Annotated in this window: 20 protein-coding genes and 1 riboswitch; of the genes, 4 read left to right on the top strand and 16 right to left on the bottom strand. The window is 74.2% G+C overall.

Annotation, left to right across the window (positions count from 1 at the left end; all coding sequences use genetic code 11):
* Positions 1-36 precede the first annotated feature (36 nt).
* From RWE79_RS09835 to RWE79_RS09825, 3 genes are all read left to right on the top strand, one after another.
* Positions 37-1128, top strand: a complete 1092-nt coding sequence (locus RWE79_RS09835) for an amidohydrolase family protein (RefSeq protein ID WP_475939643.1) — start codon at positions 37-39, stop codon at positions 1126-1128.
* A gap of 124 nt (positions 1129-1252) precedes the next feature.
* Positions 1253-1879 (top strand): hypothetical protein, encoded by a 627-nt coding sequence (locus tag RWE79_RS09830; protein ID WP_475939642.1) that lies wholly within the window; start codon positions 1253-1255, stop codon positions 1877-1879.
* A 210-nt stretch (positions 1880-2089) separates the two neighbouring features.
* Complete coding sequence (locus RWE79_RS09825; protein ID WP_475939641.1) at positions 2090-3115, top strand: SCO1860 family LAETG-anchored protein; 1026 nt, start codon at positions 2090-2092, stop codon at positions 3113-3115.
* Positions 3116-3193: 78 nt separating this feature from the next.
* On the opposite strand, the gene RWE79_RS09820 is transcribed toward RWE79_RS09825, so the two are convergent.
* The 16 genes from RWE79_RS09820 to RWE79_RS09745 form a co-directional block, all read right to left on the bottom strand.
* Complete coding sequence (locus RWE79_RS09820; protein WP_475939640.1) at positions 3194-3682, bottom strand: carboxymuconolactone decarboxylase family protein; 489 nt, start codon at positions 3680-3682, stop codon at positions 3194-3196.
* 125 nt (positions 3683-3807) lie between these two features.
* Entirely contained in the window at positions 3808-4863 is a 1056-nt protein-coding gene (gene cobC, locus RWE79_RS09815; protein WP_475939639.1) for an Rv2231c family pyridoxal phosphate-dependent protein CobC, read from the bottom strand.
* Positions 4853-5785 carry a sirohydrochlorin chelatase gene (locus RWE79_RS09810; protein ID WP_475939638.1) on the bottom strand — a complete coding sequence of 311 codons (933 nt, stop codon included), beginning with the start codon at positions 5783-5785 and terminating at the stop codon, positions 4853-4855. The genes cobC and RWE79_RS09810 overlap by 11 nt, the downstream gene beginning before the upstream one ends.
* Complete coding sequence (gene cobJ / locus RWE79_RS09805; protein WP_475939637.1) at positions 5782-7533, bottom strand: precorrin-3B C(17)-methyltransferase; 1752 nt, start codon at positions 7531-7533, stop codon at positions 5782-5784. The genes RWE79_RS09810 and cobJ overlap by 4 nt, the downstream gene beginning before the upstream one ends.
* A complete protein-coding gene (cbiE, locus tag RWE79_RS09800) occupies positions 7530-8798 on the bottom strand; it encodes a precorrin-6y C5,15-methyltransferase (decarboxylating) subunit CbiE (protein WP_475945716.1) in 1269 nt (422 codons plus the stop codon). The genes cobJ and cbiE overlap by 4 nt, the downstream gene beginning before the upstream one ends.
* A 74-nt stretch (positions 8799-8872) precedes the next feature.
* A complete protein-coding gene (gene cobM / locus RWE79_RS09795) occupies positions 8873-9685 on the bottom strand; it encodes a precorrin-4 C(11)-methyltransferase (protein WP_475939636.1) in 813 nt (270 codons plus the stop codon).
* Complete coding sequence (gene cobI / locus RWE79_RS09790; protein WP_475939635.1) at positions 9682-10410, bottom strand: precorrin-2 C(20)-methyltransferase; 729 nt, start codon at positions 10408-10410, stop codon at positions 9682-9684. The genes cobM and cobI overlap by 4 nt, the downstream gene beginning before the upstream one ends.
* 163 nt (positions 10411-10573) lie before the next feature.
* Positions 10574-12049 (bottom strand): cobyrinate a,c-diamide synthase, encoded by a 1476-nt coding sequence (locus RWE79_RS09785; RefSeq protein WP_475939634.1) that lies wholly within the window; start codon positions 12047-12049, stop codon positions 10574-10576.
* On the bottom strand, positions 12043-12648 hold the full coding sequence (gene cobO, locus RWE79_RS09780; protein WP_475939633.1) for a cob(I)yrinic acid a,c-diamide adenosyltransferase: 606 nt from the start codon (positions 12646-12648) through the stop codon (positions 12043-12045). Before cobO ends, RWE79_RS09785 begins: the two co-directional genes overlap by 7 nt.
* Positions 12648-14696 (bottom strand): putative cobaltochelatase, encoded by a 2049-nt coding sequence (locus RWE79_RS09775; protein ID WP_475939632.1) that lies wholly within the window; start codon positions 14694-14696, stop codon positions 12648-12650. Before RWE79_RS09775 ends, cobO begins: the two co-directional genes overlap by 1 nt.
* A gap of 67 nt (positions 14697-14763) precedes the next feature.
* Positions 14764-18519 (bottom strand): cobaltochelatase subunit CobN, encoded by a 3756-nt coding sequence (gene cobN / locus RWE79_RS09770; protein ID WP_475939631.1) that lies wholly within the window; start codon positions 18517-18519, stop codon positions 14764-14766.
* Positions 18516-20027 carry a cobyric acid synthase gene (locus tag RWE79_RS09765; protein ID WP_475939630.1) on the bottom strand — a complete coding sequence of 504 codons (1512 nt, stop codon included), beginning with the start codon at positions 20025-20027 and terminating at the stop codon, positions 18516-18518. Before RWE79_RS09765 ends, cobN begins: the two co-directional genes overlap by 4 nt.
* Positions 20024-21016 (bottom strand): cobalamin biosynthesis protein, encoded by a 993-nt coding sequence (locus RWE79_RS09760; RefSeq protein WP_475939629.1) that lies wholly within the window; start codon positions 21014-21016, stop codon positions 20024-20026. The genes RWE79_RS09765 and RWE79_RS09760 overlap by 4 nt, the downstream gene beginning before the upstream one ends.
* A gap of 54 nt (positions 21017-21070) precedes the next feature.
* A riboswitch (cobalamin riboswitch) is annotated at positions 21071-21198 on the bottom strand.
* Positions 21199-21356: 158 nt separating this feature from the next.
* Positions 21357-21554 carry a hypothetical protein gene (locus tag RWE79_RS09755; protein WP_475939628.1) on the bottom strand — a complete coding sequence of 66 codons (198 nt, stop codon included), beginning with the start codon at positions 21552-21554 and terminating at the stop codon, positions 21357-21359.
* Between the two features lie 13 nt (positions 21555-21567).
* A complete protein-coding gene (locus RWE79_RS09750; RefSeq protein WP_475939627.1) occupies positions 21568-22827 on the bottom strand; it encodes an inorganic phosphate transporter in 1260 nt (419 codons plus the stop codon).
* Between the two features lie 285 nt (positions 22828-23112).
* Complete coding sequence (locus RWE79_RS09745; RefSeq protein ID WP_475939626.1) at positions 23113-24510, bottom strand: NAD(P)/FAD-dependent oxidoreductase; 1398 nt, start codon at positions 24508-24510, stop codon at positions 23113-23115.
* Positions 24511-24587: 77 nt separating this feature from the next.
* Between RWE79_RS09745 and RWE79_RS09740 the strand changes: the two genes are divergently transcribed.
* Positions 24588-25244: a class II aldolase/adducin family protein gene (locus tag RWE79_RS09740; protein WP_475939625.1), complete on the top strand. Its 657-nt coding sequence runs from the start codon at positions 24588-24590 to the stop codon at positions 25242-25244.
* Positions 25245-25299 lie beyond the last annotated feature (55 nt).

The following is a 25299-nucleotide window of genomic DNA, read 5'->3' as shown; positions in this document are numbered from 1 at the left end:
GGCCGAGGGTAACCGGTGCCTCGTAGAGTGCCGGTCATGGGCGAACGCGAGGTGCTGCACATCAGGGGCCGGGTCCTGACCGGCCCGGACGAGGTACGCGACGAACTGTGGGTGGTCGGCGGCCGGATCACCTACGACCGGCCGGCCGGCGCCCGTGACCCGGTCACCGTCGACGGCTGGACGCTGCCCGGACTGGTCGACGCCCACTGCCATGTGGGCCTCGACCGCCATGGACCGGTGGAGCCGGAGACCTCGGAGAAGCAGGCCCTCACCGACCGGGACGCCGGCACCCTCCTGATCCGCGACGCCGGTTCGCCGTCCGACACCCGCTGGGTCGACGACCGCGAGGACCTGCCCCGGATCATCCGCGCCGGACGTCATATCGCGCGTACCAGACGCTATATCCGTAACTACGCGTGGGAGATCGAGCCGGAGGACCTGCCCGCCTACGTACGGCAGGAGGCCCGGCGCGGCGACGGCTGGGTCAAGCTGGTGGGCGACTGGATCGACCGCGAGGCCGGTGACCTGGCGGCGTGCTGGCCGCGCGGCGCCGTCGAGGCGGCGATCGCCGCCGCGCACGCCGAGGGCGCCCGGGTCACCGCCCACTGCTTCGCGGAGGACTCGCTGCGGGATCTGGTGGAGGCCGGTATCGACTGCGTGGAGCACGCCACCGGCCTCACCGAGGAGACCATCCCGCTCTTCGCCGAGCACGGGGTGGCCATCGTCCCCACCCTCGTCAACATCGCCACCTTCCCGCGGCTCGCGGCCCCCGCCGACGCCAGGTTCCCGCGCTGGGCGGACCACATGCGGCGGCTGCACGCCCGCCGTTACGACACCGTCCGCGCCGCCCACGAGGCCGGCATCGCCATCTACGCCGGCACCGACGCGGGCGGCTCGCTGGCGCACGGCCTGATCGCCGACGAGGTCGCCGAGCTCGTCCGGGCCGGGCTCCCCGCCCCGGCCGCCCTCTCCGCCGCGACCTGGGCCGCCCGCGCCTGGCTGGGCCGGCCCGGCCTCACCGAGGGCGCCCCCGCCGACCTCGTGGTCTACCCGTCCGACCCCCGCCGCGACGTACGCGTCCTGGCGGCGCCGCGGCGGATCGTGTTGCGCGGACGGGTGGTCGGCTGAACCGTCCGGTGTGCGGGCCCGCACCCCGGTTCGGGTGATCCGAGCGGGATTCGGGGGATACGCCCGTCCCGTCCGTGCTGGTATCGGAACGACCGGTCGGCACGGAACAGGACGGGGATCAGCCATGACCAGGCGAGGACCGCAGAAGTTCCCGGGCGCATCGCTGCGTTACTGGTACCAGGACGACTACGGCGGCGACCCGATGGAGGTCAACGTCGTCGTCCTGCACACCACCGAGGGGCGTCGTGTCCCCTCGTACGACGGGGGCGCCAGCGCGCCCAGTCTGACGGCCGTGCCCGACTTCGCGGCGCGCAAGCTCAAGTGGTACCAGCACTTCGACATCGACATCTCGGCCCGTGCCCTGGTCAACCGGGCGGGTGGTGTCGAGACCAACACGCTCAACGTCTGCCAGGTGGAGCTGGTCGGCACCTGTGACCCCGTCACCCACCAGGACTGGGGGAGCGAGCCGCATGTGTACTGGCCCCAGGCGCCCGAGTGGGCGCTGCGTGAACTCGCCCGTTTCCTGGCCTGGATGAGCGAGGAACACGACGTTCCGCTGAGCGGACCGAAGCTGTGGAAGCCGTACCCGCAGTCGTACGGCGCCCACAACGGGCAGCGGATGCCGGGGCGGGCGTGGAACGCCTTCCGGGGTGTCTGCGGACACAGTCACGTCCCGGAGAACCTGCACGGCGATCCCGGCGCGATCGACTTCGCTGCCCTGATCGAGTACGCCAGGGAGTACGCGAGTTGACGTTCGCGTCGTGGAACGAGTGACGCGGGCGAACGCACGTACCGGAGAAATCGAGCGCGGATGCGGAAACCACCCATTGGGGTGAACTGACGTCAGGTAGTCGCCGGTTCACCCTCAGTACGTAAATCATTACGGGCGTCGAGGTCGTCGACGAACGCGCTGTCCCCGTCAGCGGCGTCGGCGACCCATGCCAGTTGGGGGTTCTCCACCGTGTACAGCACTGCCTTCCGCAGGCCCGTCGTCGCACTCGCGGCGGGCACACTCGCTCTGGCGCCCGCGGCCACCGCGCAGGCCACGCAGAGTACGAGCGGCAGCGGAAAAAGCGGAAAGGCCACGGCCGTCGTCCTGCGGACCGGGCTCGACGTGTCGCTGCTCAGCAGGACCGTCGACGTGCCGCTGCGTCTGACACTCAACGAGGTGCGCGCGCCCGCCGCCGCCGACCGCACCGCGCTGTCCGCCCGGCTGGACGGCGTCGACCACGGCCGGGCGTTCAGCGTGCTGCGGGCCGACGCCGCCGTCGCGCGGGCCACCGCGGACCGGCACGGCGCCGAGGGATACGTACGTCTGGTCAACGCCCGGGTCCATGTCCCCGGGCTGCCACTGCTCGGGCTGATCGAGGCCGGGACGGTGACCTCCCGGGCGACCTGCCGGCCCGGCAGGCGGCCGACGGCCCAGTCCGAGGTGCTGGGGCGGGTCCTGGTCCTCGGCAAGAGGGTCGAGGTCAGCGCGGGCGGCCCGACCCGGGTCACGGTGCCCGGGGTCGGCCAGGTGCGGCTGGAGCTGTCCCCGCGCGCGGTGACCTCGCGTACGGCGGCGGCCACCGCGCTCGAACTGACCGTCGCCGTCAACCCGCTCGACCTGAACGTGGGCGAGGTCAACGGCCACGTCACCCTGGCGGGGGCGACCTGCCGGATGCCCCGGGGCGGCGCCGCGCGCGGCCCGTCGCACGGCCCGTCGCACGGCCCGGGACCCGGAGCCGCCGCGGACCCCGGCACCGGCAAGCCGTCCACCGGCACCGCCGAGCCGGCCGGCGTCAAGCCGTCCACCGGCACCGGCGCGGGCACCCGGGCCAGGGCGCAGAACGCCGCCACCACGGAGCAGGGCCTCGCCGAGACCGGCAGCGCCCCCGCCACCCCGTACGTCGCCCTGGGCGCCGCCGGGCTGCTCGTCGTCGGCAGCGTCGTGGCCTGCGCCGCGCGCCGCCGCAGGCCCGTCGAGGTGACCGTCAGGGACTGACCCGGCCCCGGCGGGAGAGGTGTGGGAGGGGGAGGGCCGGGCCGCCCTCTCCCTCCCGCTGGACGAATGAGTCCGAGGTCAGTCCCACTGCTCGTCCGCGAGGGAACCGACGGGCTGCGGCTTGCCGATGACAGCCAGGGCGATGAAGAAGTTGATCTGGCCGATCGCGATGGTCAGGGTGGCCAGCGCCTTCTCGTCGTAGTGCTTCGCCACCTCGGCGTACAGCTCGTCGGAGACACGTTCCCTGCCGTGCGGGGCGGGCTGGAGGGTGGCCTCCACCAAGGCCAGGGCGGCACGCTCGGCGTCGGTGAAGTACGGGGCGTCCTGCCAGGAGGAGACGGCGGTGATGCGCTCCTCGGACTCCCCGGCCTTGCGCAGGAAGCCGGTGTTCAGGATCGTCAGGTAGGTGTTGCCGACGATCTGCCCGGCGCGCAGGTGCACCAGGTTCGTCGTGGTGCGCGGCACCGAGCGGTTGCCCGAGGCCCGGAAGAGGGCGGCGCTGATGTCGTTCAGCTCGGGCACGAACTCGGCCGGGTTGGGCATCCGGGAGATGGAGGTGTTCGTCATGGCTGCTCTCCTTCGCTTCGGCCTGGTCGGCGTCTTCACAGCACTGACGGAACGCTGCACGCAGATGTGACGGGAATCCGGAAAAGTTTTCCGGCGTGCTCCGGACCTGGTGACAGCCCCCTCGGCTAGGCCTCCAGCGCCTTGCCCAGCGCGGCCACGAACCGGTCCGTGGTGTCCGGGTCCCGTACCGCCACCCGCAGCCAGTCCGGGCCCAGGCCCGGGAACGTGTCGGCCCGCCGTACCGCGAAGCCCAGATCCCGCAGCCGCTCGCGCACGACGTCCGCGCCCGGCAGCCGGATCAGGAGGAAGGGTGCCGCGGGCGCCTCCCCCGCGATCTCCAGGCCCGCGAACCGGCCCAGCCGGGCGACGAGACGGTGGCGGTCGGCGGCGATGGTGACGGCGGCGGTGGCCGCCTCGGCCAGCGCCGCGGGCTCCACGCAGGCCGCGATGGCGGTCAGCCCGGGGGTGGACACCGCCCACAGCGGCTGGGCCCGCTCCAGCCGGGCGATGTGCCCGGGTCCGGCCAGTACGTAGCCGATCCGCAGCCCGGCCAGCCCCCAGGTCTTGGTGAGGCTCCGCAGCACCACCAGCCCGGGCAGGTCCCGGCGTCCGGCGAGGGACTCCGGCTCACCCGGGACCGCGTCCATGAAGGCCTCGTCGACCACCAGCGTCCGCCCGGGGCGGGCCAGTTCGGCGAGCGCCCGCGCCGGGTGCAGTACGGAGGTCGGGTTGGTCGGATTGCCGATGACGACCAGGTCGGCGTCGTCCGGCACCAGCGCCGGGTCGAGCCGGAAACCGTCGGCGGCGTCGAGCAGCACCCGGTCCACCCGGTGGCCGGCGTCCCGCAGCGCCGCCTCCGGCTCGGTGAACTGCGGGTGCACCACGACCGCCCGGCGCGGCGACAGCGCCCGCGCCAGCAGCACGAAGGCCTCCGCCGCGCCCGCGGTCAGCAGCACCTCGGCGGCCGGCCGCCCGTGCCGCAGGGCCACCGCCTCGCGGGCGGCCCGCCCGTCGGGGTAGGCGGCGAGCCCGTCCAGGCAGGCCGCCAGCCGCTCCTTCAGCCACCGGGGCGGCGTACCGGTACGGACGTTGACGGCGAGGTCGACGAGGCCGTCGCCGTCGTCCCGGACCTCACTGTCCCCGTGGTGGCGGAGGTCGTACGTGTCGTCGTCAGTGGGCATGGTCGTGGTGGTGGCCGTTGCCGTGACCGTGCTCGTGGTGGCCGTGGTCGTGGCCGCCGTGGGCGTGCGACGGGTCGTCCGGGTGGTGGTGCGGCTGCTGCGGTGCCCCCACCCGGTCCTCGAAGCCCGGCAGCTTGACGCGGTACAGGCAGGTGTCGCAGTTCATCCGCAGGTCGCCCTTGAGCGTCTCGCGGTACCGCTCCATCACCAGCTCCGCCAGCTCCGGCTCCGGGCCGATGACCCCGGCCTGGAGCACCTCCGCCTCCGGGTGCGCGGCCGACCAGCTCTCCGCCTGCTGCCGTACCCGGTCCGGCAGGATCCCGGTGAACAGGAAGTACGGCAGCACCACGATCTTCCCGGCGCCCAGCTTCGCGCACCGGTCCAGTCCCGACGGCACGTCCGGCGCCGCCAGCGACACGAAGGCCGGCTCCACGCCCGCGTAGCCCCGGCCCTCCCACAGCAGCCGGGCGACCTTGCAGACCTCGGCGTTGGCGTCGGGGTCGGTGGAGCCCCGGCCGACCAGCAGCACCGTGGTGTCCTCGCGCTCCTCGGGGGACACCACCTCGTCCAGCCGCCGTTCCAGCACCGCCAGCAGCCCCGGATGCGGGCCGAGCGGCCGTCCGTACGCGTACGACGTGCCCGGGTGCCGCTGCTCCTCGCGGGCCAGCGCCGCCGGGATGTCGCCCTTGGCGTGCCCGGCCGACACGAGTACCAGCGGCACGGCGGCGAAGCTGCGCACACCGGCCTCCACCAGCCCGGCCACGGTGTCGGCCAGCGGCGGCGGCGACAGTTCGATGAAGCCACCGCCGACCGGCAGCCCCGGATTCTGCTCGCCGAGCTGCGCCACGAAGGCGCGGAACGCTTCGGCACCGGCCTCGTCACGGGTTCCGTGGCCGACGAGGAGGAGTGCGGGCGGGGTCACAGCTGGGTCTCCTTGGTGGGGTTCTCGGGGGGAAGCGGGGCGTCGGCCACGGCGGCGGTCGTCTGCCACCGGTAGCCGCGCGGGGTCACCATCCGGCCCGCGACGTCACGGGTGGCGGTGTTGCCGACGGTGACGACGGTGACCATGTCGACCGTGGTGACGTCCAGCGCGGCCAGCGTCGTCAGCTCGCTGCGCTCGTCGGGACGGGAGGCGGCGTGCACGACGCCCACCGGGGTCTGCGGGGTGCGGTGCCCGGCCAGGATGGACAGCGCCTTGGGCAGCTGCCAGTCACGGCCCCGGCTGCGGGGGTTGTAGAAGGTGACGACGAGATCGGCCTCCGCCGCCGCCCGTACCCGCCGCTCGATGACCTCCCACGGCGTGTGCAGATCGGACAGGCTGATCGACACATGGTCGTGCCCCAGCGGCGCCCCCAGGATCGCGGCGGCGGCCAGCGCGGCCGTCACCCCGGGCACCCCCACCACGTCGATGTCGCCGCTCGCCTCGGCCAGGGCGGGGGAGGCCATCGCGTACACCCCCGCGTCGCCGCTGCCGATCAGCGCCACCGCGTGCCCGGCCCGGGCCTCGGCCACCGCGGTGCGGGCCCGCTCCTCCTCCGCGCCGAGCCCCGACTCCAGGACGCGGGTGCCGGGGCGGAGCAGATCACGGATCTGGTCGACGTACTGGTCCAGGCCCACCACGACCGACGCCCGGCGCAGCTCCGTCCGGGCCCGGGGGGTCAGCAGGTCCCGCGCGCCCGGGCCGAGCCCGACCACGGCCAGCCGTCCGCGCGGGCGGCGCCGCGTCACGGCGGCCGTGGCCATCGCCGACTTCCGCTTCTGGACCACCAGTTCACCGCCCGGCGCCGCCGCCAGGGCCGCCGCCTCCGCCACCGAGGGGGTGCCCACGGCGGCCAGCGGCGCGGCGGACGGGTTCGGTACGTCGATTCCGGCCAGCGCCGCGGCCGGGTAGGTCAGCAGCGGTACGCCGAGCCGTTCGGCCGCCGCCACGATCCCGGCCTCGTCCGCCTTGGCGTCGACAGTCGCCAGTGCCGTCACCGAGGCTTCCGCCAGCCCGCCTTCGGCCAGCGCCTCCCGTACGAGCCCCAGCACCTCGTCGGCGCCCACGCCACGGCTCCCGCCGACGCCCACCACGAGCGACGGCGGCCGCAGCACGACGGTGCGGTCACCGTCGGCCACCACACGATCGGTGACCCGCAGCTCGGCCGCGCCGGCCCCGGCAGCCGCATCGGCCGCAGCGACGTTCGGCGGCAGCGGGGGAAGCGGCCACACCGCGTCGGCGCGCAGCACGACCGGTTCGCCGTCGAGCAGTGCCCGGGCCACCGCGGCCACCGCGCCCTCGGCGGGCAGCCCCAGGGTGTCCAGGCCGGGGGCGTCCACGGCGTCCGTCGCCGTGGTGATGACCGGGGCCGAGCCCAGCACCTGCGACACGGCCGCCGCCAGCGCGTTCGCCCCGCCCGCGTGTCCGCCCAGCAGCGCGACGGCGTGCCGGTGGGCCTCGTCGACGCACACCACGCCCGGGTCGGTGGTCTTCCCGGCCAGCAGCGGGGCGACCAGCCGTACGACGGCGCCGGTGGCGAGGAAGCAGACCAGCTGCTCGCACTCCCCGAAGGCGCGGGTGACCGCCTCGCGAACCGGGCCGTCGTACAGGCGCGTACGGTCCGGCCAGGCGGCCGCGAGCTGTTCGCAGCCGCGCTGTCCCGCCGCCGTGGCGGATATCAGGCCGATCACTGTGGTGCTCCTTCGGTGGTGGTGCCGGGTGGGGAATCGATGGGGTGCGGGACGGGCCGGGTCGCCCACAGCACGAAGACGGGGTTGGCCGCCGCCAGCCTGCTGACCCCGCCGGGCAGCGGCGCCAGCCGGGACGACTGGAGCAGCACACCGTCGGGTTCCAGCCCGGCCGCGGCCAGCGCGGCCCGTACGTCCGCCACCCGGTCCAGGGCGGCCAGGGTGACCACCACCGTGCGTCGGGCCCGCCGCGCGCAGGCCGTGACGATGGCCGGCAGATCCCGGCCGCCACCGCCGACGAAGACGGCGTCGGGGTCGGGCAGCGACTCCAGAGCGTCCGGCGCGCTGCCGTGCACGACGGTGACCTCGACGCCGTGCGCGGCCGCGTTGGCCCGGATCCGCTCCACGCCGTCGGCGGTGCGCTCCACCGCGACGGACGCCGCCCCGAAGCGCGCGCACTCGACGGCCACCGACCCCGACCCGGCGCCGATGTCCCACACCAGCTCGCCGGTGCGCGGGCCCAGCCGGGCCAGGGCCAGCGCCCGGACCTCGTACTTGGTGACCATGGAGTCCCGGTGCGCGAAGGCCTCCTCGGGCAGCGCCCACCCGGCCGGCGCGGGCGGCGGCCCGGCGACCGTACGCGCCACCGGGGACAGCGCCCGCCGCTCGTCGAGGCACAGCACGACGCTGACCCCGGTCGCCGACCAGTCGCGCCCCGCCGCCTCGGCGGGGGAGACCCGCTCCAGCGACTCGGCGGCCGTGCCCAGCGCCGACGCCACGACGAACGTCCGCCCGGTGCCCGCGCCGGCCAGTGCCGCGCCCAGTTCGGCGGGCCCGGCTCCCGGACCGGTCAGCACGGCCGTCTTCGGATGCGCCCGGCACACATTGACCGCGATGCGCGGATCACGGCCGTGCGCGCTCACCACGACCGCGTCGTCCCAGGTCAGGCCCAGTCGCGCGAAGGCGACCGCCACCGAGGGCGAGGACGGCCTGACATCCAGCGCCGCCGCCCCGAAGCGCTCGGCCAGCGCCCGTACGATCCCGAAGAACCCCGGATCGCCGGACGCCAGGACCACCGCCCGGCCGTCCTTCGCCAGGTGCCCGTCGATCGCGTCGAGCGCGGGGGCCAGCGGTCCCAGGACGATCCGTTCGACGCCGGGTGCCGGAGCCGCCGCGTCCACATGGCGCCGGGCGCCCACCACCAGCGTGGCGCCGGCCGGAACCACCGGCGCCGGCAGCCCCGTCCCGGTACCGATCACGGTGATCACGCCGGCTTCGTACGGCTTGTCGCTCACGGCGGTCCCTCCTTCCGGCGCCTGGTCAGTGTGTACGGGGCGGTGGCTCAGCCGCGCGATTCGCGCAGCGCGCGGCGTGCCACCGGATCGGCCCGGCGGTAACCGTGGAAATGGCCGGGGTGGTACAGGTGCGAGCGGGTGCCGGTGGCCGACAGGGCCGGGCCGACCAGGAAGAGGGTGTGCTTCCAGAGCTTGTGCTCCTTGACCGTGGCCTCCAGCGTGGCGATCGTGCAGCGCAGCACCAGCTCCTCCGGCCAGGTCGCCTGGTAGGCGATCACCACCGGGGTGTCCTGCGGGTAGCCGCCCTCCAGCAGCTCGGTGACCAGCTGCCCGGACCGGGCAGCCGACAGGAACAGCGCCATCGTCGTGCCGTGCCGCGCGAACTCCCGCACCTCCTCGCCGGGCGGCATCGGCGTCTTGCCGCCGCCCAGCCGGGTGAGGATCACGGACTGGGCGACCTCGGGGATCGTCAGTTCGCGCTGCGCGATCGCGGCGACCGCCGAGAACGACGACACCCCCGGCACGATCTCCGTCTCGACCCCCAGCCCGGCACACCGGTCCAGCTGCTCCTGCGTGCCGCCCCACAGGGCCGGGTCGCCGGAGTGGATCCGTGCGCAGCGCAGCCCCTCGCGTGCGGCGCGCTCGTAGACCGCGACCACGTCCTCCAGCGACATCGTCGCCGAGTCCAGGATCTCCGCCCCCTCACGGGCGTGCTCCAGGACCTCGGCCTGCACCAGGCTCGCCGCCCAGATCACGATGTCGGCGTCCGCGATGGCCTTCGCCGCCCGGAAGGTCAGCAGATCGGCGGCGCCGGGCCCGGCCCCGACGAACGTGACCTTGCCGGTCCTGGTGCTGCTCACAGCTTTCCTCCACGGCTCTCCCGCGACGCGGGCGCGATCAGTGTCGACAGATAGGGCAGTGGCCCGTCCAGCATCTCGCCGGCCGGCCGGATGGTCTCCTCGGGAAGCCCCAGCGCGGAGCCCCACACCGCGCCCTCGGTGCGGCCCGTCTCGCGCAGCGCCGTCGCGACCTCCTCCGCCAGCCGCCCGAACTTGTACGCCACCACCGTCCCGGGGCCCTCCAGGGCCTGCTTCAGCACCGCGGACCCGGCCGTCACCGGCACCAGCGTCAGCGGTTCTGTCCCCTCGGTCAGCACCGCCCCGCTGCGCGCCGCCAGATCCTGCATGGCGGTGATCCCGGGAACGGTCTCCACGACGAGTCCGTCCACCAGGGCGGCCACCGTCTGCGCGAGATAGGTGAACGTCGAGTAGACGTTGGGGTCGCCGATGGTCGCGAACGCCACCGTCCCGTGCGCCCGCAGCAGCTCCGCGACCCGGCCGCCCGCCGCGTCCCAGGCCGCCTCGCGGCGGGCGTGGTCCGACCGCTCGTTGAGCGCGAACACCACCCGCACGACCTTCTCCTGCGGCGCGTAGTGCAGCACCGTCGCCTCGGCCCGGCCCCGTTCGCCGCTGTCCATCACCGGCACGACCACCACATCGGCCGCGCGCAGCGCGTTCACGCCCTTGACCGTCACCAGTTCCGGGTCGCCGGGTCCGACCCCGACCCCGATCAGTCTGCTGCTCATACGACACACCTCATGACATCTCTCGACGAAGACGAAGACGAAGACGAAGACGAAGACGAAGACGAAGACGGAAACGCAGACGCAGACGAACAACTACCGGGGGGCAGGGCATGCCCGCACCCCCGGGGCGGGTTCTCCGGCGCCGCCCGCGCGCCGCTTCGCCTCATCGCGCCCTCGTCGCGTCGGCCCCGGCCACGAACCGGCGCGCCAGCGACGGACGGCCGGCCCAGTGCACATGCAGGTACGAGGCGTGCACGCCCTCCTGCACGAAACCCTCCACGCGCCGCTCGGGCCGTACGACACCCCAGGCCGGGGAACCGCCCGCGCCCGGCTCGACCACGGTGCGGTGGAACTCGTGGCCCCGCACCCTGGTACCGGCCACAGCCAGGGCGCTGTCGGAGACGGCGACCGCCTCCCGGTAGCCCAGCGTCAGCCGCTGCGACATCCGGGCGGTCGCGTCGAGCACCCCGCACATCGGCAGACCGTCCAGCTCACGTGCCAGGTACAGCAGCCCCGCGCACTCGGCCGCGACCGGCCCCCCGAACGCGGCGACGGCCTTGCGCAGCGGCTCGTTCGCCGACAGCTCGGGCGCGTACACCTCGGGGAATCCGCCGCCGATGACGATCCCGGCGGTGCCGGGCGGCAGCGCCTCGTCGCGCAGCGGGTCGAAGGTGACGACCTCCGCCCCGGCGGCGGCCAGCAGCTCGGTGTTCTCGGCGTACGAGAAGGTGAACGCGGGTCCGCCCGCGACCGCGACGACCGGGCGGCCACCGGCCACCGGCCGCTCGATGCCGGTTCGCGCGTCGGCCTGCGGGTCGGCCTGCGCGACGGCATGCGCGTCGGCCTGCGGGTCGGCCTGCGGGTCGGCCTGCGGGTCGGCCTGCGCGACGGCCGCCGCCGGGTCCCACGGGGGAACCGTGAGCGGGGGCGCGCTGCGCGCGAGGGCCAGCAGCGCGTCGAGGTCGCACCCGGCACGGACCCGCTCCGCCAGCGCGCGCACCGCGTCCACGGCCTGCGCACGCCGCTCGGCGACCGGCACCAGCCCCAGGTGCCGGGAGGGCGTGCCCACCGCGCCGTCCCTGCGCAGCACGCCCAGCACCGGCACCCCGGAGGCGTCCAGCGCTTCGCGCAGCAGCTCCTCGTGGCGGTCCGAGGCGACCTTGTTGAGGATGACGCCCGCGACCCGCACCTGCGGGTCCCACGACGCGAAGCCGTGCACGAGGGCGGCCACCGACCGGGACTGCGACGAGGCGTCGACGACCAGCACCACCGGGGCCCGCAGCAGCTTCGCCACATGCGCGGTGGAGGCGAGTTCGCCCTCGCCCGAGGCACCGTCGTAGAGCCCCATGACGCCCTCGACGACCGCGATGCCGGCCCCGGCGGCCCCCGCGGCCCCGTGCAGGAACAGCGGGGCGACCAGCTCGGGCCCGCACAGGTACGCGTCGAGGTTGCGCCCCGGGCGGCCGGTGGCCAGCGCGTGGTAGCCGGGGTCGATGTAGTCCGGCCCGACCTTGTGCGGGGACACGGCGAGCCCGGCCCCGGCGAAGGCAGCCATCAGGCCGGTGGCCACGGTCGTCTTGCCGCTGCCGGACGCCGGCGCGGCGATGACGAGCCGGGGGACATGGACCGGGCTCACCACTCGATGCCCTTCTGGCCCTTCTGACCGGCGTCCATGGGGTGCTTGACCTTGCCCATCTCGGTCACCAGATCCGCGGCGCCGATCAGCTTCTCCGGCGCGTTGCGCCCGGTGATCACCACATGCTGCGTGCCGGGACGGTCGCGCAGCACCTCGACGACCTCGTCGGTGTCCACCCAGCCCCAGTGCATCGGGTACGCGAACTCGTCGAGCACGTACAGCCCGTACGTCTGCGCCGCCAGATCCCGCTTGACCTGCTCCCAGCCCTCGCGGGCCGCGTCCTCGCTGCTCTGCGCGTCCCGGACGTTGCGCTGCACCCAGGACCAGCCCTCGCCCATCTTGTGCCAGTCCACCGTCCCGCCCTCGCCCGAGGCGCCGAGCACGCGCAGCGCCCGCTCCTCGCCGACCTTCCACTTCGCCGACTTCACGAACTGGAACACCCCGATCGGCCAGCCCTGGTTCCAGGCCCGCAGCGCCAGCCCGAAGGCCGCCGTCGACTTGCCCTTCCCGACGCCCGTGTGCACCACGACCAGCGCCCGGTTGCGGCGCTGCCGCGTCGTCAGCCCGTCCTGCGGCACGACACTCGGCTGTCCCTGCGGCATTACGCGGCCCTCCTGCGTACGTCCTTCACGAGCGCGGACACGGCGTCCGCGCGCAGTTCCTCCAGGGTGACGGCGGTGCCGCTCAGATCGCGCGCCAGCGCCCCCGCCAGCCCGAGCCGGACCGGGCCCGACTCGCAGTCCACGACCACCGACGCGGTGCCCTCGGCGGCCAGCAGCCGGGCCGCCCGCGACGCCAGCGGCACCGGGTCGGGCCCGCCGGTCGCCCGGCCGTCGGTCACGACCACGAGCAGCGGCCGCCGCGACGCGTCCCGCAGCCGCTCGACCCGCAGTACCTCCCGGGCCTTGAGCAGCCCGGCGGCCAGCGGCGTCCGGCCCCCCGTCGGCAGCTTCTCCAGCCGGGCCGCGCCCGCCTCCACCGACGAGGTCGGCGGCAACGCCAGCTCCGCGCCCGTCCCCCGGAAGGTGATCAGCCCGACCTTGTCCCGCCGCTGGTAGGCGTCCAGCAGCAGCGACAGCACCGCGCCCTTGACCGCGCTCATCCGCTGCCGCGCCGCCATCGAGCCGGAGGCGTCCACCACGAACAGCACCAGGTTGCCCTCACGGCCCTCCCGTACGGCCTGCCGCAGATCGTCCCTGCGCAGCACCAGGCCGGCGCCGCTGCGCCCGCGTGCGTGCTGGTGCGGTGCGGCGGCCTGCACGGTGGCCGCCAGGTGCAGCTTGCCCAGGGCACCCCGCGGGCGCCGCGCGCCCGTGGTGCGGCCGTGGGCCGTCCGTGCCCGGGAGCGGCGTCCGGCGGCGCCCTCGCCGAGGCCGGGCACGCTCAGCGCCCTGGCCCTGAACGGCTCGCCGGCCGGTGCGGACCGCTGCTCGCCGGCGCCGCCGGGGGCCGCCGGCGCGTCCTGCCCGGTGTCCTCCCGCGAGTCCTGCGGGGTGCTCCCGCTGCCGGTCGCGTCGTCGCCGGGGCCGTCCTGCGGCGGCTGCCCGCCACCGTCGTCGGGGCCTTCCGGGCCGCCACCGTCGTCGGGGCCGTCAGGCCCTTGGGGGCCTTCCGGGTCGGGATCCGGCTCCGGGTCCTCGCCGCGGTTCCGCTCCAGCGTCTCGTCGAGCTTGTCCTCGTCCAGCCCCGGCGCGTCGAAGGGATTGCGCCGGCGCCGGTGCGGCAGCGCCAGCAGCGCGGCCTGCCGTACGTCCTCGGCCAGCACCTCCGTGCGCCCGGCCCACGCCGCCAGCGCGGTCGCCGTACGGGCCATCACGATGTCCGCCCGCATCCCGTCGACCTCGAACGCCGCGCAGGTCGCCGCGATCTGCCGCAGCGGCCCGTCGCCGAGCCGTACGCCCGGCAGCAGCGCCCGCGCCCCGGCGATCCGCGCGCGCAGCGCCTGCTCGTCGGCGGCCCAGCGCCGCGCGAACGCCGCCGGGTCCTCGTCGTACGCCAGCCTGCGCCGGACGACCTCGACCCGCTCGTCCGTCTCCCGGGACGCCGCCACCTCGACGGTCAGCCCGAACCGGTCGAGCAGCTGCGGCCGCAGCTCGCCCTCCTCCGGGTTCATCGTCCCGACCAGCAGGAAACGCGCCGCGTGGCGGACCGAGACCCCCTCGCGCTCCACATAGGAGGCGCCCATCGCGGCGGCGTCCAGCAGCAGGTCCACCAGATGGTCGTGGAGGAGGTTCACCTCGTCCACGTACAGCACACCCCGGTGGGCCGCCGCCAGCAGACCCGGCTCGAAGGCCTTCACGCCCTCCGACAGCGCCCGTTCGATGTCCAGCGCGCCGACCAGCCGGTCCTCCGACGCCCCGACCGGCAGCTCCACCATCCGCGCGGGCCTGGCGACCCCCGGCGTGCGCGCGTGCGGCCCGTCCGGGCACGCGGGGTCCGGCGCCTGCGGATCACAGCTGAACCGGCACCCCGCGACGACGTCCACCTCCGGCATGAGCGTGGCCAGCGCCCGCACGGCGGTGCTCTTGGCGGTGCCCTTCTCCCCTCGTACGAGCACACCGCCGACGGCGGGGGACACCGCGTTCAGCAGCAACGCCAGCCGCAGATCGTCCATCCCGACGATCGCGCTGAACGGATAGGGGGTGCTCACAGGGCCTCCTTGATACGAAGCGAACAGGGCTGGGGCAGTCCGTCCGCGCCCGGCGACGGCGCCGCGCTCACGCGTCACCCTCCAGATCGCCCTCAAGCTGGAGGTACGTCTCCCGCAGCTGGTCCAGGGTCTCCGGCCGAGGCTCCGCCCACAGCCCGCGCTCCGCCGCTTCGAGCAGCCGCTCGCTGATGCCCCGCAGCGCCCAGGGGTTGGACTTCTGCATGAACTCCCGGTTCTCCGGGGCGAAGACGTACTCGGCGGCCAGCCGCTCGTACATCCAGTCGTCCACCACACCCGCCGTCGCGTCGTACCCGAAGAGGTAGTCCACGGTCGCGGCCATCTCGAAGGCGCCCTTGTAACCGTGCCTGCGCATCGCCGCCATCCACTTCGGGTTGACCACCCGCGCACGGAAGACCCGGTGCGTCTCCTCGCCGAGCGTGCGCGTCTTGACCTGGTCGGTCATCGCACTGTCGCCGACATACGCCTCGGGGGAGACCCCCGTCAGATGCCGCACCATGGCCACCATGCCGCCGTGGTACTGGAAGTAGTCGTCGGCGTCGACCAGATCGTGCTCGCGCGTGTCCACGTTCTTCGCCGCGACCTGGATCCGCCGGAAGGCCTGCTCCATGTCGCCCCGCGCGGCGCGGCCGTCCAGCCCGCGCCCGTAGGCGTAGCCGCCCCAGACCGCGTAGACCTCGGCCAGGTCGGCGTCGCTGCGCCAGTTGCGGGCGTCGATCAGCGGCAGCAGCCCGGCGCCGTACGCGCCCGGCTTGGAGCCGAAGATCCGGGCCGTGGCACGCCGCCGGTCGCCGTGCGCGGCGGTGTCCTCGTCGGCGTGGGCCCGTACGTAGTTGCGGTCGGCGGGCTCGTCGAGCTCGGCCACCGCCCGGACGGCGTCGTCCACCAGGGACACCACGTGCGGGAAGGCGTCCCGGAAGAAACCGGAGATGCGCACGGTCACGTCGATCCTGGGCCGGCCCAGCTCGTCGAGGCCCACCACCTCGAAACCGGTGACGCGGCGCGAGGCGTCGTCCCAGACGGGACGGCAGCCGAGCAGGGCGAGGATCTCGGCGATGTCGTCGCCCTGCGTGCGCATGCAGGACGTGCCCCAGACGGTGAGGCCCACGGACCTGGGATACGCACCGGTGTCGGCGAGATGACGGGCCAGCAGCGAGTCGGCGAGCGCCGTGCCGACGTCCCAGGCCAGCCGGGAGGGGATCGCCTTCGGATCGACCGAGTAGAAGTTGCGGCCCGTCGGCAGCACATTGACCAGGCCGCGGGTCGGCGAACCGGACGGCCCGGCGGGCACATAACCGCCGCGCAGCGCCCGCAGCACGTTGTCGATCTCGTCCGTCGTGCGGGCGAGCCGCGGCACGACCTCGTCGGCGGCGAACTCCAGCACCCGCACCGCCTCCGGGACGTCGGCGCCGACGACCTCGGCCACCACGTCCTTGGCCGCGCCCGTCGCCCAGCCGCCCGCCTCCATGGCCTCGGCCAGCCGCCGGGCCAGCGTCTCCAGCAGGTCCACCGCGTCCGAGCCGGTACGCGCAGGTCCCCCGGCCAGCGAGGTGAGCGCGGCCGGCACCTCCACCCGGGCGCCCGGCTCGGCCAGCAGCGCCTTCTCCTCCAGCCCGAACCACGCGGCCAGCGCCGCCCGCAGCCCCGGCAGGGCCCCGCCGACACCACCCCACACCTGCGCCGAACGCAGCACCGCCAGCACCAGGTTGACCCGCGCCTCACCGACCGGGCCGCCGCCGAGGATGTGCAGGCCGTCACGGATCTGGACGTCCTTGATCTCGCACAGCCAGCCGTCGATGTGCATGACGAACTCGTCGAACGCGTCGTCGTCCGGCTGGTCGTCCACATGCAGGTCGTGGTGGAGCTCGGCGGCCCGCACCAGCGTCCAGATCTGGCTGCGCACAGCCGGCGTCTTGGTGGGGTCCAGGTCGGACACCAGGGCGTACTCGTCGAGCAGTTGCTCCAGCTTCGCCAGGTCGCCGTAGGAGTCGGCGCGCGCCATCGGCGGCACCAGGTGGTCCACGACGGTGGCGTGCCCGCGCCGCTTGGCCTGGGTGCCCTCGCCGGGGTCGTTGACGATGAAGGGGTAGACGAGCGGCAGCTCGCCCAGCACGGCGTCGGGCGCGCAGCCGGCGGACAGCCCCAGGCCCTTGCCCGGCAGCCACTCCATGGTGCCGTGCTTGCCCAGGTGCACGATCGCGTCCGCGCCGAAGGACAGCTCCAGCCACCGGTACGCCGCCATGTAGTGGTGCGAGGGCGGCATGTCGGGGTCGTGGTAGATCGCGATCGGGTTCTCGCCGAAGCCCCGCGGCGGCTGGATCATGATCACGACGTTGCCGAACTGCAGCGACGCCAGCACGATGTCCTCGCCGTCCACGTACAGGCCGCCCGGCGGCTCGCCCCAGTGCTCCAGCATCCCCTCGCGCAGCCCGGGGTCCAGGGTCGCGAACCACCGCTGGTAGTCGGCCAGCGGCACCCGCGCCGGGGCCGAGGCGAGCTGTTCCTCGGTCAGCCACTCCACGTCGTGACCGCCGGCTGCGATCAGCCGGTGGATCAGCTCGTCACCGTTGTCCGGGTAGGCGTCGACGCCGTACCCCGCCTCGCGCAGCGCGTCCAGCAGCCGTACCGCCGAGGCGGGGGTGTCCAGGCCCACCGCGTTGCCCACCCGCGAGTGCTTGGTCGGGTAGGCGGTGAAGACCAGCGCGAGGCGCTTGTCGGCGTTGGGCTTGTACTTCAGCGCCGCGTGCCGCACCGCGATCCCGGCCACCCGGGCCGCCCGCTCGGGATCGGCGACGTACACCGGTACATCGTCCGCGCCCTGCTCCTTGAAGGAGAACGGGACCGTGATCAGCCGCCCGTCGAACTCCGGGATCGCCACCTGCATCGCCGCGTCCATCGGGGACAGCGCGGCGTCCGAGGCGTCCCACGCCGCGCGCGAGGAGGTCAGGCACAGCCCCTGGAGCACCGGAATGTCCAGCTCCGCCAGCGCCCCGACGTCCCACGCCTCGTCGTCCCCGCCGGCCGACGCGTCCGAGGCCCGAGTCCCGCCCGCCGCCAGCACCGTGGCGACGATCGCGTCCGTCCGCCCCAGCAGCGCGTACAACCCCTCCTCCCCGTCCCGCGGTTCTGTCGTGCCCGCTTCGCCTCGACTCCGCTGCGGGCGGGTGCCGTCCGCTCGTTCCTCGCTCCCGGCCCCCACCCTGCGCTGCATCTCGGCTACGCCGCGCAGTGAACCGCAGTACACCGGGAGCGCGTTGGCGCCCTTCGCCTCGATCGCCTCGCACAGGGTGTCGACGAAGCCGGTGTTGCCCGACAGTTCGTGCGCCCGGTAGAAGAGCACGCCGATGGTCGGGCGGCCCTCCTGGTACGCGTAGGAGCCGTGCACCCCGAAGTCCGGCATCGACGCGGGCGGTTCGAAGCCCTCGCCGGTCAGCAGCACCGTGTCCGACAGGAAGCGCGCCAGCTCCCGCAGGTTCTCCGGCCCGCCCTCGACCAGATAGCGCAGCGCCTCGGCCACCACGCCCGCCGACACCGACGACTCCGCCATCAGCTCCGCGTCCGGCACCGACTCGCCGCCCAGCAGCACCGTCGGGATCCCGGCGGTGCGCAGCGCGGCCAGGCCGTCCTCCCAGGCCCGCTTGCCGCCCAGCAGCCGTACGACGGCGATGCCGGCGCCCTCCAGCAGGGCGGGCAGCTCGTCGGCGGTGTCCACCCGCGTCGGGTTGCCGATCCGGTACGGCGCGCCGGACGCCCGCGCGGCCAGCAGATCGGTGTCGGCGGTCGACAGCAGAAGTACGGTGCTCACGGTGCCCCCGGGGCTATGAACGGGAGGCCGGCGGGTGCGCCGTCCTCGATGAGCCGCATCAGCGCGGCGGTGTCTGCGTGCTCCTCGATCAAATCGCCGAGGCGGTCCAACTGCTCCTCGCGCAGCGCGGCGAAGGCGGTGTCCGGCGCGGGCACGAACCGCCGCCCCGCCGCCTGGGCCACCCTGCGCAGAAAGGCACGCCGGAAGCCGTCGCTCTCCAGGGAGCCGTGCCAGTGCGTGCCCCACACGGCCCCGACCCGGCAGCCGTCCAGGAACGCCTCGTCGCCGCCGCGCACGTCGGCGACGCCGTGGTGGATCTCGTACCCCTCGACCCGCTCCCCGTACGCCGTGCCGACCGGGCGGGCCAGTGTCTTGTCCGCGGCGAACCGCACCCGCACCGGCAGCAGCCCCAGCCCGTCGACGGTCCCGGCCCGCGACTCGACCTCGTCCTCGATGGACTCGCCCAGCACCTGGAAACCGCCGCAGATCCCCAGCACCGGCCGGCCCTGCGCCGCGCGGCGCGCGATCTCCTGAGCCAGGCCCCGCTGCCGCAGCCACTCCAGCGCCTTCACGGTGCCGCGCGTGCCGGGCACCACCACCAGGTCGGCGTCCGCGAGTTCCTCGGGGCGGTCCACGAAGCGCACCACGACGCCGGGTTCGGCCGCGAGGGCGTCCACATCGGTGAAGTTCGACATCAGCGGCACCGCGGCCACCGCCACGCGCAGCACGTCCTCGCCGTACGGGGCGGCGGTGCCGGCCTCGCGCACGGTCCCGTGCCGCGACATGCGCAGCCCGTCCTCCTCGTCGATGCCCAGGCCGTGCCGGTGCGGCAGCACTCCGTAGAACGGCCGCCCGGTCAGCCCGCGCAGCATCTCCAGTCCGGGTTCCAGCAGTGACACATCCCCCCGGAACTTGTTCACGATGTAACCGGCCACCAGCGCCTGGTCCTCCGCGCTCAACAGCGCCGTCGTCCCGAAGAACGACGCGAACACCCCGCCCCGGTCGATATCCCCGACCACGACCACCGGCAACCGCGCCGCACGCGCCAGCCCCATGTTGACGATGTCGCCGCGCCGCAGATTGATCTCCGCAGGGCTGCCCGCCCCCTCGCAGATCACCGCGTCGTACTGCCCGCGCAGCTCCTCCAGACAGCCCACCACCGTCTCCAGCAACCGCCCCCGGCTGCCGTCGTGGTAGCCCCGGGCGCTCATCTCGCCCACCGCCCTGCCGAGCAGCACGACCTGACTGGTGCGGTCGCCGCCCGGCTTGAGCAGCACCGGGTTCATCAGCGCGGTCGGCTCCACACGTGCCGCCTGCGCCTGCATGGCCTGGGCGCGCCCGATCTCGGCGCCCTCCCGGGTCACATACGAGTTCAGCGACATGTTCTGCGCCTTGAACGGCGCGACGCGGACGCCCTGCCGCGCCAGCCACCGGCAGATCCCGGCGGTCACCACGCTCTTGCCCGCGTCGGAGGTGGTCCCGGCCACCAGCAGCGCCCCGCCGCTCATGCGCAGGCTCCCGCCGGGGTGCGGGCGGCCCGGCGGGAGACGGCCCGGCCGGAGGCGGCGGGCCGGCGGCCGAACGCCGCCCGGGCGGCCACCGCGACGCCCAGCGCCAGCAGGCTCACCCGCCGCGACAGCCGCACCGCCCGCTCGATGTCACCGATCTCCACGGCCCGGTTCCCCGCGCCGAGCACCGGCCGGTGCTCGGTCCTTCCCCCGTAGGCCAGGGTTCCGCCCAGCCGTACCCCCAACGCCCCCGCGAACGACGCCTCTACGGGCCCCGCGTTGGGGCTCGGGTGCTTGGGGCCGTCCGTACGCCAGGCGCGCCAAGCCCCGCGCGGGTCGGGTCCGGCGAGTACCGCGAGGGCGGCGGTGAGCCGCGCGCCCGGGTAGCCCACCACGTCGTCGAGCCGGGCCGACGCCCAGCCGAACCGCCACAGTCGGGGCGACCGGTGACCGACCATGGCGTCCAGGGTGTTGACGGCCCGGAAGCCCACCAGCCCGGGGACGCCGCCGAGGGCGCCCCAGACCAGGGCGCCGACGACGGAGTCGGAGGTGTTCTCGGCGACGGACTCCACGACCGCCCGCGCGATCTGCTGTTCGTCCAGGGACTGCGGGTCGCGCCCGCACAGATGGGGCAACCGCTCCCGGGCGGCGGCCAGATCACCGGCCTCCAGCGCCGCGCCCACCGCCCGTGCCTCCCGGCCCAGCGACGTCCCGCCGAGCACGGCCCAGGTGGCGGCGGCCGTCAGCCCGGCGGAGGCGGTCGCGGAGGACCGTACGGCCCGGGCGGTCACCGCGGCGGCGGCCACCGCGCCGCCTACGCACAGAGCCGTGTGAAGTGCGCCGCGGCCCCGGTGGTCACGCCACAGCCGGCGTTCCAGGGAGCCCGCGAGTCGTCCGAAGGCGGCGACGGGATGACCGCGCCGGGGGTCGCCGAACGCGCGGTCGGCGGCGAAGCCGAGCACAGCGCCGTACGTGTGGGCACGCGGCATCTGCTGATGTCCTCACTCAGGGTCCGCGCCCTGGTTCGACGTGACCGGCGGTGAGAGTCTCCTGGCTCCCGGATCGGCGCACCCCCGGCCTTCCAGCTCGTCGTACGAGCCGTGACCACGTGCGGAGGCGCACTCCCCGGTGACAGTGGCGGGACCGCGCCGGATTCTCACCGGACTTCCTCTCCTGCCGCCGTTTGGCACCGCAACTCCACCACGTGCCGCGAATGCCGTCAACTCACCCCTTGACCTGCGAAGGGAGATGTGTGAATGCACACATGGAGGCATGAACGAGCGGGGCACGGACCAGGTCCGTGCCCCGCTCGGCGTACGTGGCGAAGGGTCAGGCGACGATCAGGAAGATGCCGTACCCGACCGCGCCCGCGCACAGCGCGAAGGCGGCGTACGCGCCGGTGCGGGCGACTGCCGCACCCTCCTTGGTGAGTCCGACGATGCCGAGGGTGAAGAGGCCGACGAGTCCGACGGTGACGGCGAGGCTGACGCCGAAGACGGAGCCGAGGGCTGCCCAGTCGATGTGCATGATGCTCCGTTCCTCAGATGGTGGGCTGGACGGCGGGCGCGACCGGGGCCGGTGCCGGGATGGTGGCCGTCAGACCGTCGGCCGCACCGGCGGCGGTCGCGCCGGGGCCGGCCGGCGGCGGGGTGACGACGGCGATCGCCGTGGTGACGATGCCGGGCGGCTCCTCGGCGTCGGCGGCGTTGACGTTGGTGTGGTCCACCGGCTTGCGCCGCGCGGCCACCCAGATCGTCGCGCAGGCGGCGGCCGCGAGTACCGCGACCACCGCGATGCCCCAGTCGCCCCGGCCGGCCAGCAGCGCCGCGCCGGCGGCGACCAGGCCGGCGGCCGGCAGGGTCAGCGCCCAGGCGACGAGCATCCGGCCCGCGGTGCCCCAGCGCACGACGCCGCCCTTGCGGCCGAGGCCGGCGCCCATGACGGAGCCGGAGACGACGTGGGTGGTGGAGAGCGAGAAGCCGATGTGCGAGGAGGCCAGGATCACGGCCGCGGCGCCGGTCTGGGCGGCGAAGCCCTGCGGCGGCTGGATGTCGGTGATGCCCTTGCCCATCGTGCGGATGATGCGCCAGCCGCCGATGAAGGTACCCATGGCGATGGCCATGCCGGAGGAGATGATGACCCACAGCGGCGGGTTGGCGTCCGGGGCGATGACCTTGCCGGTGACGAGGGCGAGGGTGATGACGCCCATGGTCTTCTGCGCGTCGTTGGTGCCGTGCGCCAGCGAGACCAGGCCGGCCGAGGCGACCTGCCCGGCCCGGTAGCCCTTGGCGGTGGCCTTCGGGTCGGTGTCGCGGCCGATCCGGTAGGTGAGGCGGGTCGCCAGCAGTGAGGCGAGGCCGGCCACGATCGGGGCCGCGATGGCCGGTATGAGCACCTTCTCGGCGACCGCCCCGCCGTTGACCCCGGCGAGGCCGACGGAGGCGACGGTGGCGCCGATGAGGCCGCCCATCAGGGCGTGGGAGGAACTGGAGGGGAGTCCGGCGTACCAGGTCAGCAGGTTCCACAGGATCGCGCCGACCAGGCCGGCGAAGATCACTTCGGGCTGGACGCCCGCGCTTTCGTCGATGATGCCCTTGGAGATGGTCAGGGCGACCTCGACGGAGATGAAGGCACCGACAAGATTCAGTACGGCGGACATGGCCACCGCCGTCTTGGGCTTGAGTGCGCCAGTGGAGATGGTGGTGGCCATCGCATTGGCGGTGTCGTGGAAACCGTTCGTGAAGTCAAACACGAGAGCGGTGACGATCACGATTCCGATCAGGAGCGTGATGTGTTCCATGTACCCAGGCAATCGTTTGATCCGACAGTGGCGTGGCGACCGTACGGACCCTGGGTGAACGGAAGGTGAACGCCGGACGGCCGAGCGGTGCCGGCTCCGGCGAGGGGTGGTAAGGGCTCCTGAAAGGCCCCTGTCCACCTGGGGAATCGTCCGGATTGCCCGCCTTTTCGGCAGGCCCGGAACACCCGCCCACCACCCGCCCCCGGGTCCCTCCCCGGGCCCCTCCGGGACGGCCTCCCCGGGCTCCTCCGGGGAGGCCGTCCCGGAGGGGCCCGCGCGGTGCGCTCAGTGCCGTCCCGAGACCCGGTCGGCGAATTGCGCGACCCGGTCCGTCTCGCTGCTGCGCCCGGCCAGTTCCCGGCGGTCCGCGCCCCGGTAGGCCGCGTACATCCCGTGCACCCCGATCCAGCGCAGCGGCTCCGGTTCCCACTTGCGCACCCGGTGCCCCACCCACGGCAGCGCGGTCAGCGAAGTGCCGTGCCCCTGCCCCGAGTCGAGCTGTACGAGATCCCGCAGGGTCCGCGCCGCCAGGTTGGCCGTGGCGACCCCGCTGCCGACGTAGCCGCCGGCCCAGCCGAGCCCCGTGGAACGGTCCAGTTCGACCGTGGCGCACCAGTCGCGCGGCACGCCCAGCACACCCGACCAGGCGTGGTCGATCGCCACCCCGGCGGTCGCCGGGAAGAAGCGGACCAGGATCTCGCGCAGTGCCTCGACGGTCGCGGCCTGCGTACGGCCGTCATTGTCGGTGCGGGAGCCGAAACGATACGGCACCCCGCGGCCGCCCAGCGCGATCCGGCCGTCGGCGGTGCGCTGCGCGTACATGTAGGCGTGCGCCATGTCGCCGAGGGTCTCGCGGCCCTCCCAGCCGATGGTCCGCCAGACGCTCTCCGGCAGCGGCTCGGTCGCGATCATCGAGGAGTTCATCGGCAGCCAGGTGCGCTTCTGGCCCTTGACCGAGGCGGTGAACCCCTCGGTGCAGCGCAGGACGTACGGGGCCCGCACGGTGCCGTACGCGGTGACCGCGTGCTTCGGCCGGATCTCGGTCACCGGCGTCGACTCGTGGATCACCACACCCAGCGCCTCCGCCGCCCGGGCCAGACCCTGCAGCAGCTTCACCGGGTGAATACGCGCCCCGTGCGGCGTCCAGGTGCCGCCCGATGTCCCGGTGACCCGGATCCGCTCGGCCGACTCCGCGGCGCCCAGCAGCAGCCGGTCCTTCTCCCCGAAGGCGACCTCGGCCTCGTGGAAGGCCTTCAGCCGGGCCAGCTGCGCGGGGGAGTGCGCCACCTCCAGCACGCCCCCGCGATGGATGTCCGCGTCGATGCCCTCCTCGGCCGCGACCCGGACCACCTCGTGCACCGTGTCGTTCATCGCCCGCTGGAGGGCGACCGCGGCCTCGTGACCGTGCAGCTTCGCATAGCGGTCGCGGCCCGCGATGCCGTTGTAGAGCCAGCCGCCGTTGCGGCCGGAGGCCCCGTAGCCGCAGAACTTCTGCTCCAGCACCACGATCCGCAGGAACGGCACGGCCTTCTTGAGGTAGTACGCGGTCCACAGACCGGTGTAGCCGCCGCCGACCACACACACATCGGCGGTCATGTCGCCGGGCATCGGCTCGCGCGGAGCCGGAACGCCCTCCTGTGCGTACCAGAAGGAGATACCGCCGTTGACCGTGGTCGTTCGCATGGGCCGGGACGTTACTGCGCCCCGGGAGCGCGCGGCAACGAACAACCTGTCAGGATCAGGGCTCGGAGGTGGGTCGAATGTCGGACGGACTGGAACAGCCCTGGACTGAACTGGTGGCCACGGCTCGCCGCATGGTCGACGACGGACTGGTCGTCGGCACCTCCGGAAACGCCTCTGTCCGGGTCGGCCACCTGATCCTGGTCACCCCCAGCGGCGTCCCGTACGACCGCATCGGCCTCCAGGACATCGTCGCCGTCGACCTCGACGGCACCCAGCAGCTCGGCGAGCTGCGCCCCAGCAGCGAACTGCCCATGCACCTGGCGATCTACCGCCACACCGACGCCCGCGCCGTCGTCCACACCCACGCGGTCCACGCCACCGCCGTCTCCACCCTGCTGTACGAGCTGCCGGCCATCCACTACATGGCCGCCGCCCTCGGCGGGAAGATCCGCGTCGCCGACTACGCCACCTACGGCTCCGAGGCGCTCGCCAACAACGTCATGCACGCCCTGCGGGAACGCACCGGGTGTCTGATCCGCAACCACGGCACCATCGTCTACGGCGACAACCTCGACCAGGCCTACGAGCGCACCGCCCAGCTCGAATGGATGTGCCAGGTCTGGCTCGCGGCCCGCTCCGTCGACGGCTTCTCGCCCTCCCTGCTGTCCAAGCGCGAACTCGCCCGGGTCGCCGAGAAGCTCCGCGACTACGGACGGCCCGGCCCCACTCCCTGAGCGGGCCGCAGCGGGCCGCAGCGGGCCGCAGCGGGCCGTGCCGGACAGGCGGGTC

It is taken from the genome of Streptomyces sp. RLA131 (assembly GCF_056270125.1).
The sequence above is the reverse complement of the archived record's forward strand: the minus strand, read 5'-3'. Positions and strand labels throughout refer to the sequence as shown.

What these genes read in the sequence shown, in the direction of transcription:
- RWE79_RS09765 (WP_475939630.1), bottom strand. Translation starts at nt 20,027, where the DNA reads ATGAGCGGCGGGGCGCTGCTGGTGGCCGGGACCACCTCCGACGCGGGC.
- RWE79_RS09740 (WP_475939625.1), top strand. Translation starts at nt 24,588, where the DNA reads ATGTCGGACGGACTGGAACAGCCCTGGACTGAACTGGTGGCCACGGCT.
- RWE79_RS09750 (WP_475939627.1), bottom strand. Translation starts at nt 22,827, where the DNA reads ATGGAACACATCACGCTCCTGATCGGAATCGTGATCGTCACCGCTCTC.
- RWE79_RS09835 (WP_475939643.1), top strand. Translation starts at nt 37, where the DNA reads ATGGGCGAACGCGAGGTGCTGCACATCAGGGGCCGGGTCCTGACCGGC.
- RWE79_RS09745 (WP_475939626.1), bottom strand. Translation starts at nt 24,510, where the DNA reads ATGCGAACGACCACGGTCAACGGCGGTATCTCCTTCTGGTACGCACAG.
- RWE79_RS09830 (WP_475939642.1), top strand. Translation starts at nt 1,253, where the DNA reads ATGACCAGGCGAGGACCGCAGAAGTTCCCGGGCGCATCGCTGCGTTAC.
- RWE79_RS09820 (WP_475939640.1), bottom strand. Translation starts at nt 3,682, where the DNA reads ATGACGAACACCTCCATCTCCCGGATGCCCAACCCGGCCGAGTTCGTG.
- RWE79_RS09760 (WP_475939629.1), bottom strand. Translation starts at nt 21,016, where the DNA reads ATGCCGCGTGCCCACACGTACGGCGCTGTGCTCGGCTTCGCCGCCGAC.
- cobC (WP_475939639.1), bottom strand. Translation starts at nt 4,863, where the DNA reads ATGCCCACTGACGACGACACGTACGACCTCCGCCACCACGGGGACAGT.
- RWE79_RS09755 (WP_475939628.1), bottom strand. Translation starts at nt 21,554, where the DNA reads ATGCACATCGACTGGGCAGCCCTCGGCTCCGTCTTCGGCGTCAGCCTC.
- cobI (WP_475939635.1), bottom strand. Translation starts at nt 10,410, where the DNA reads ATGAGCAGCAGACTGATCGGGGTCGGGGTCGGACCCGGCGACCCGGAA.
- cobO (WP_475939633.1), bottom strand. Translation starts at nt 12,648, where the DNA reads ATGCCGCAGGGACAGCCGAGTGTCGTGCCGCAGGACGGGCTGACGACG.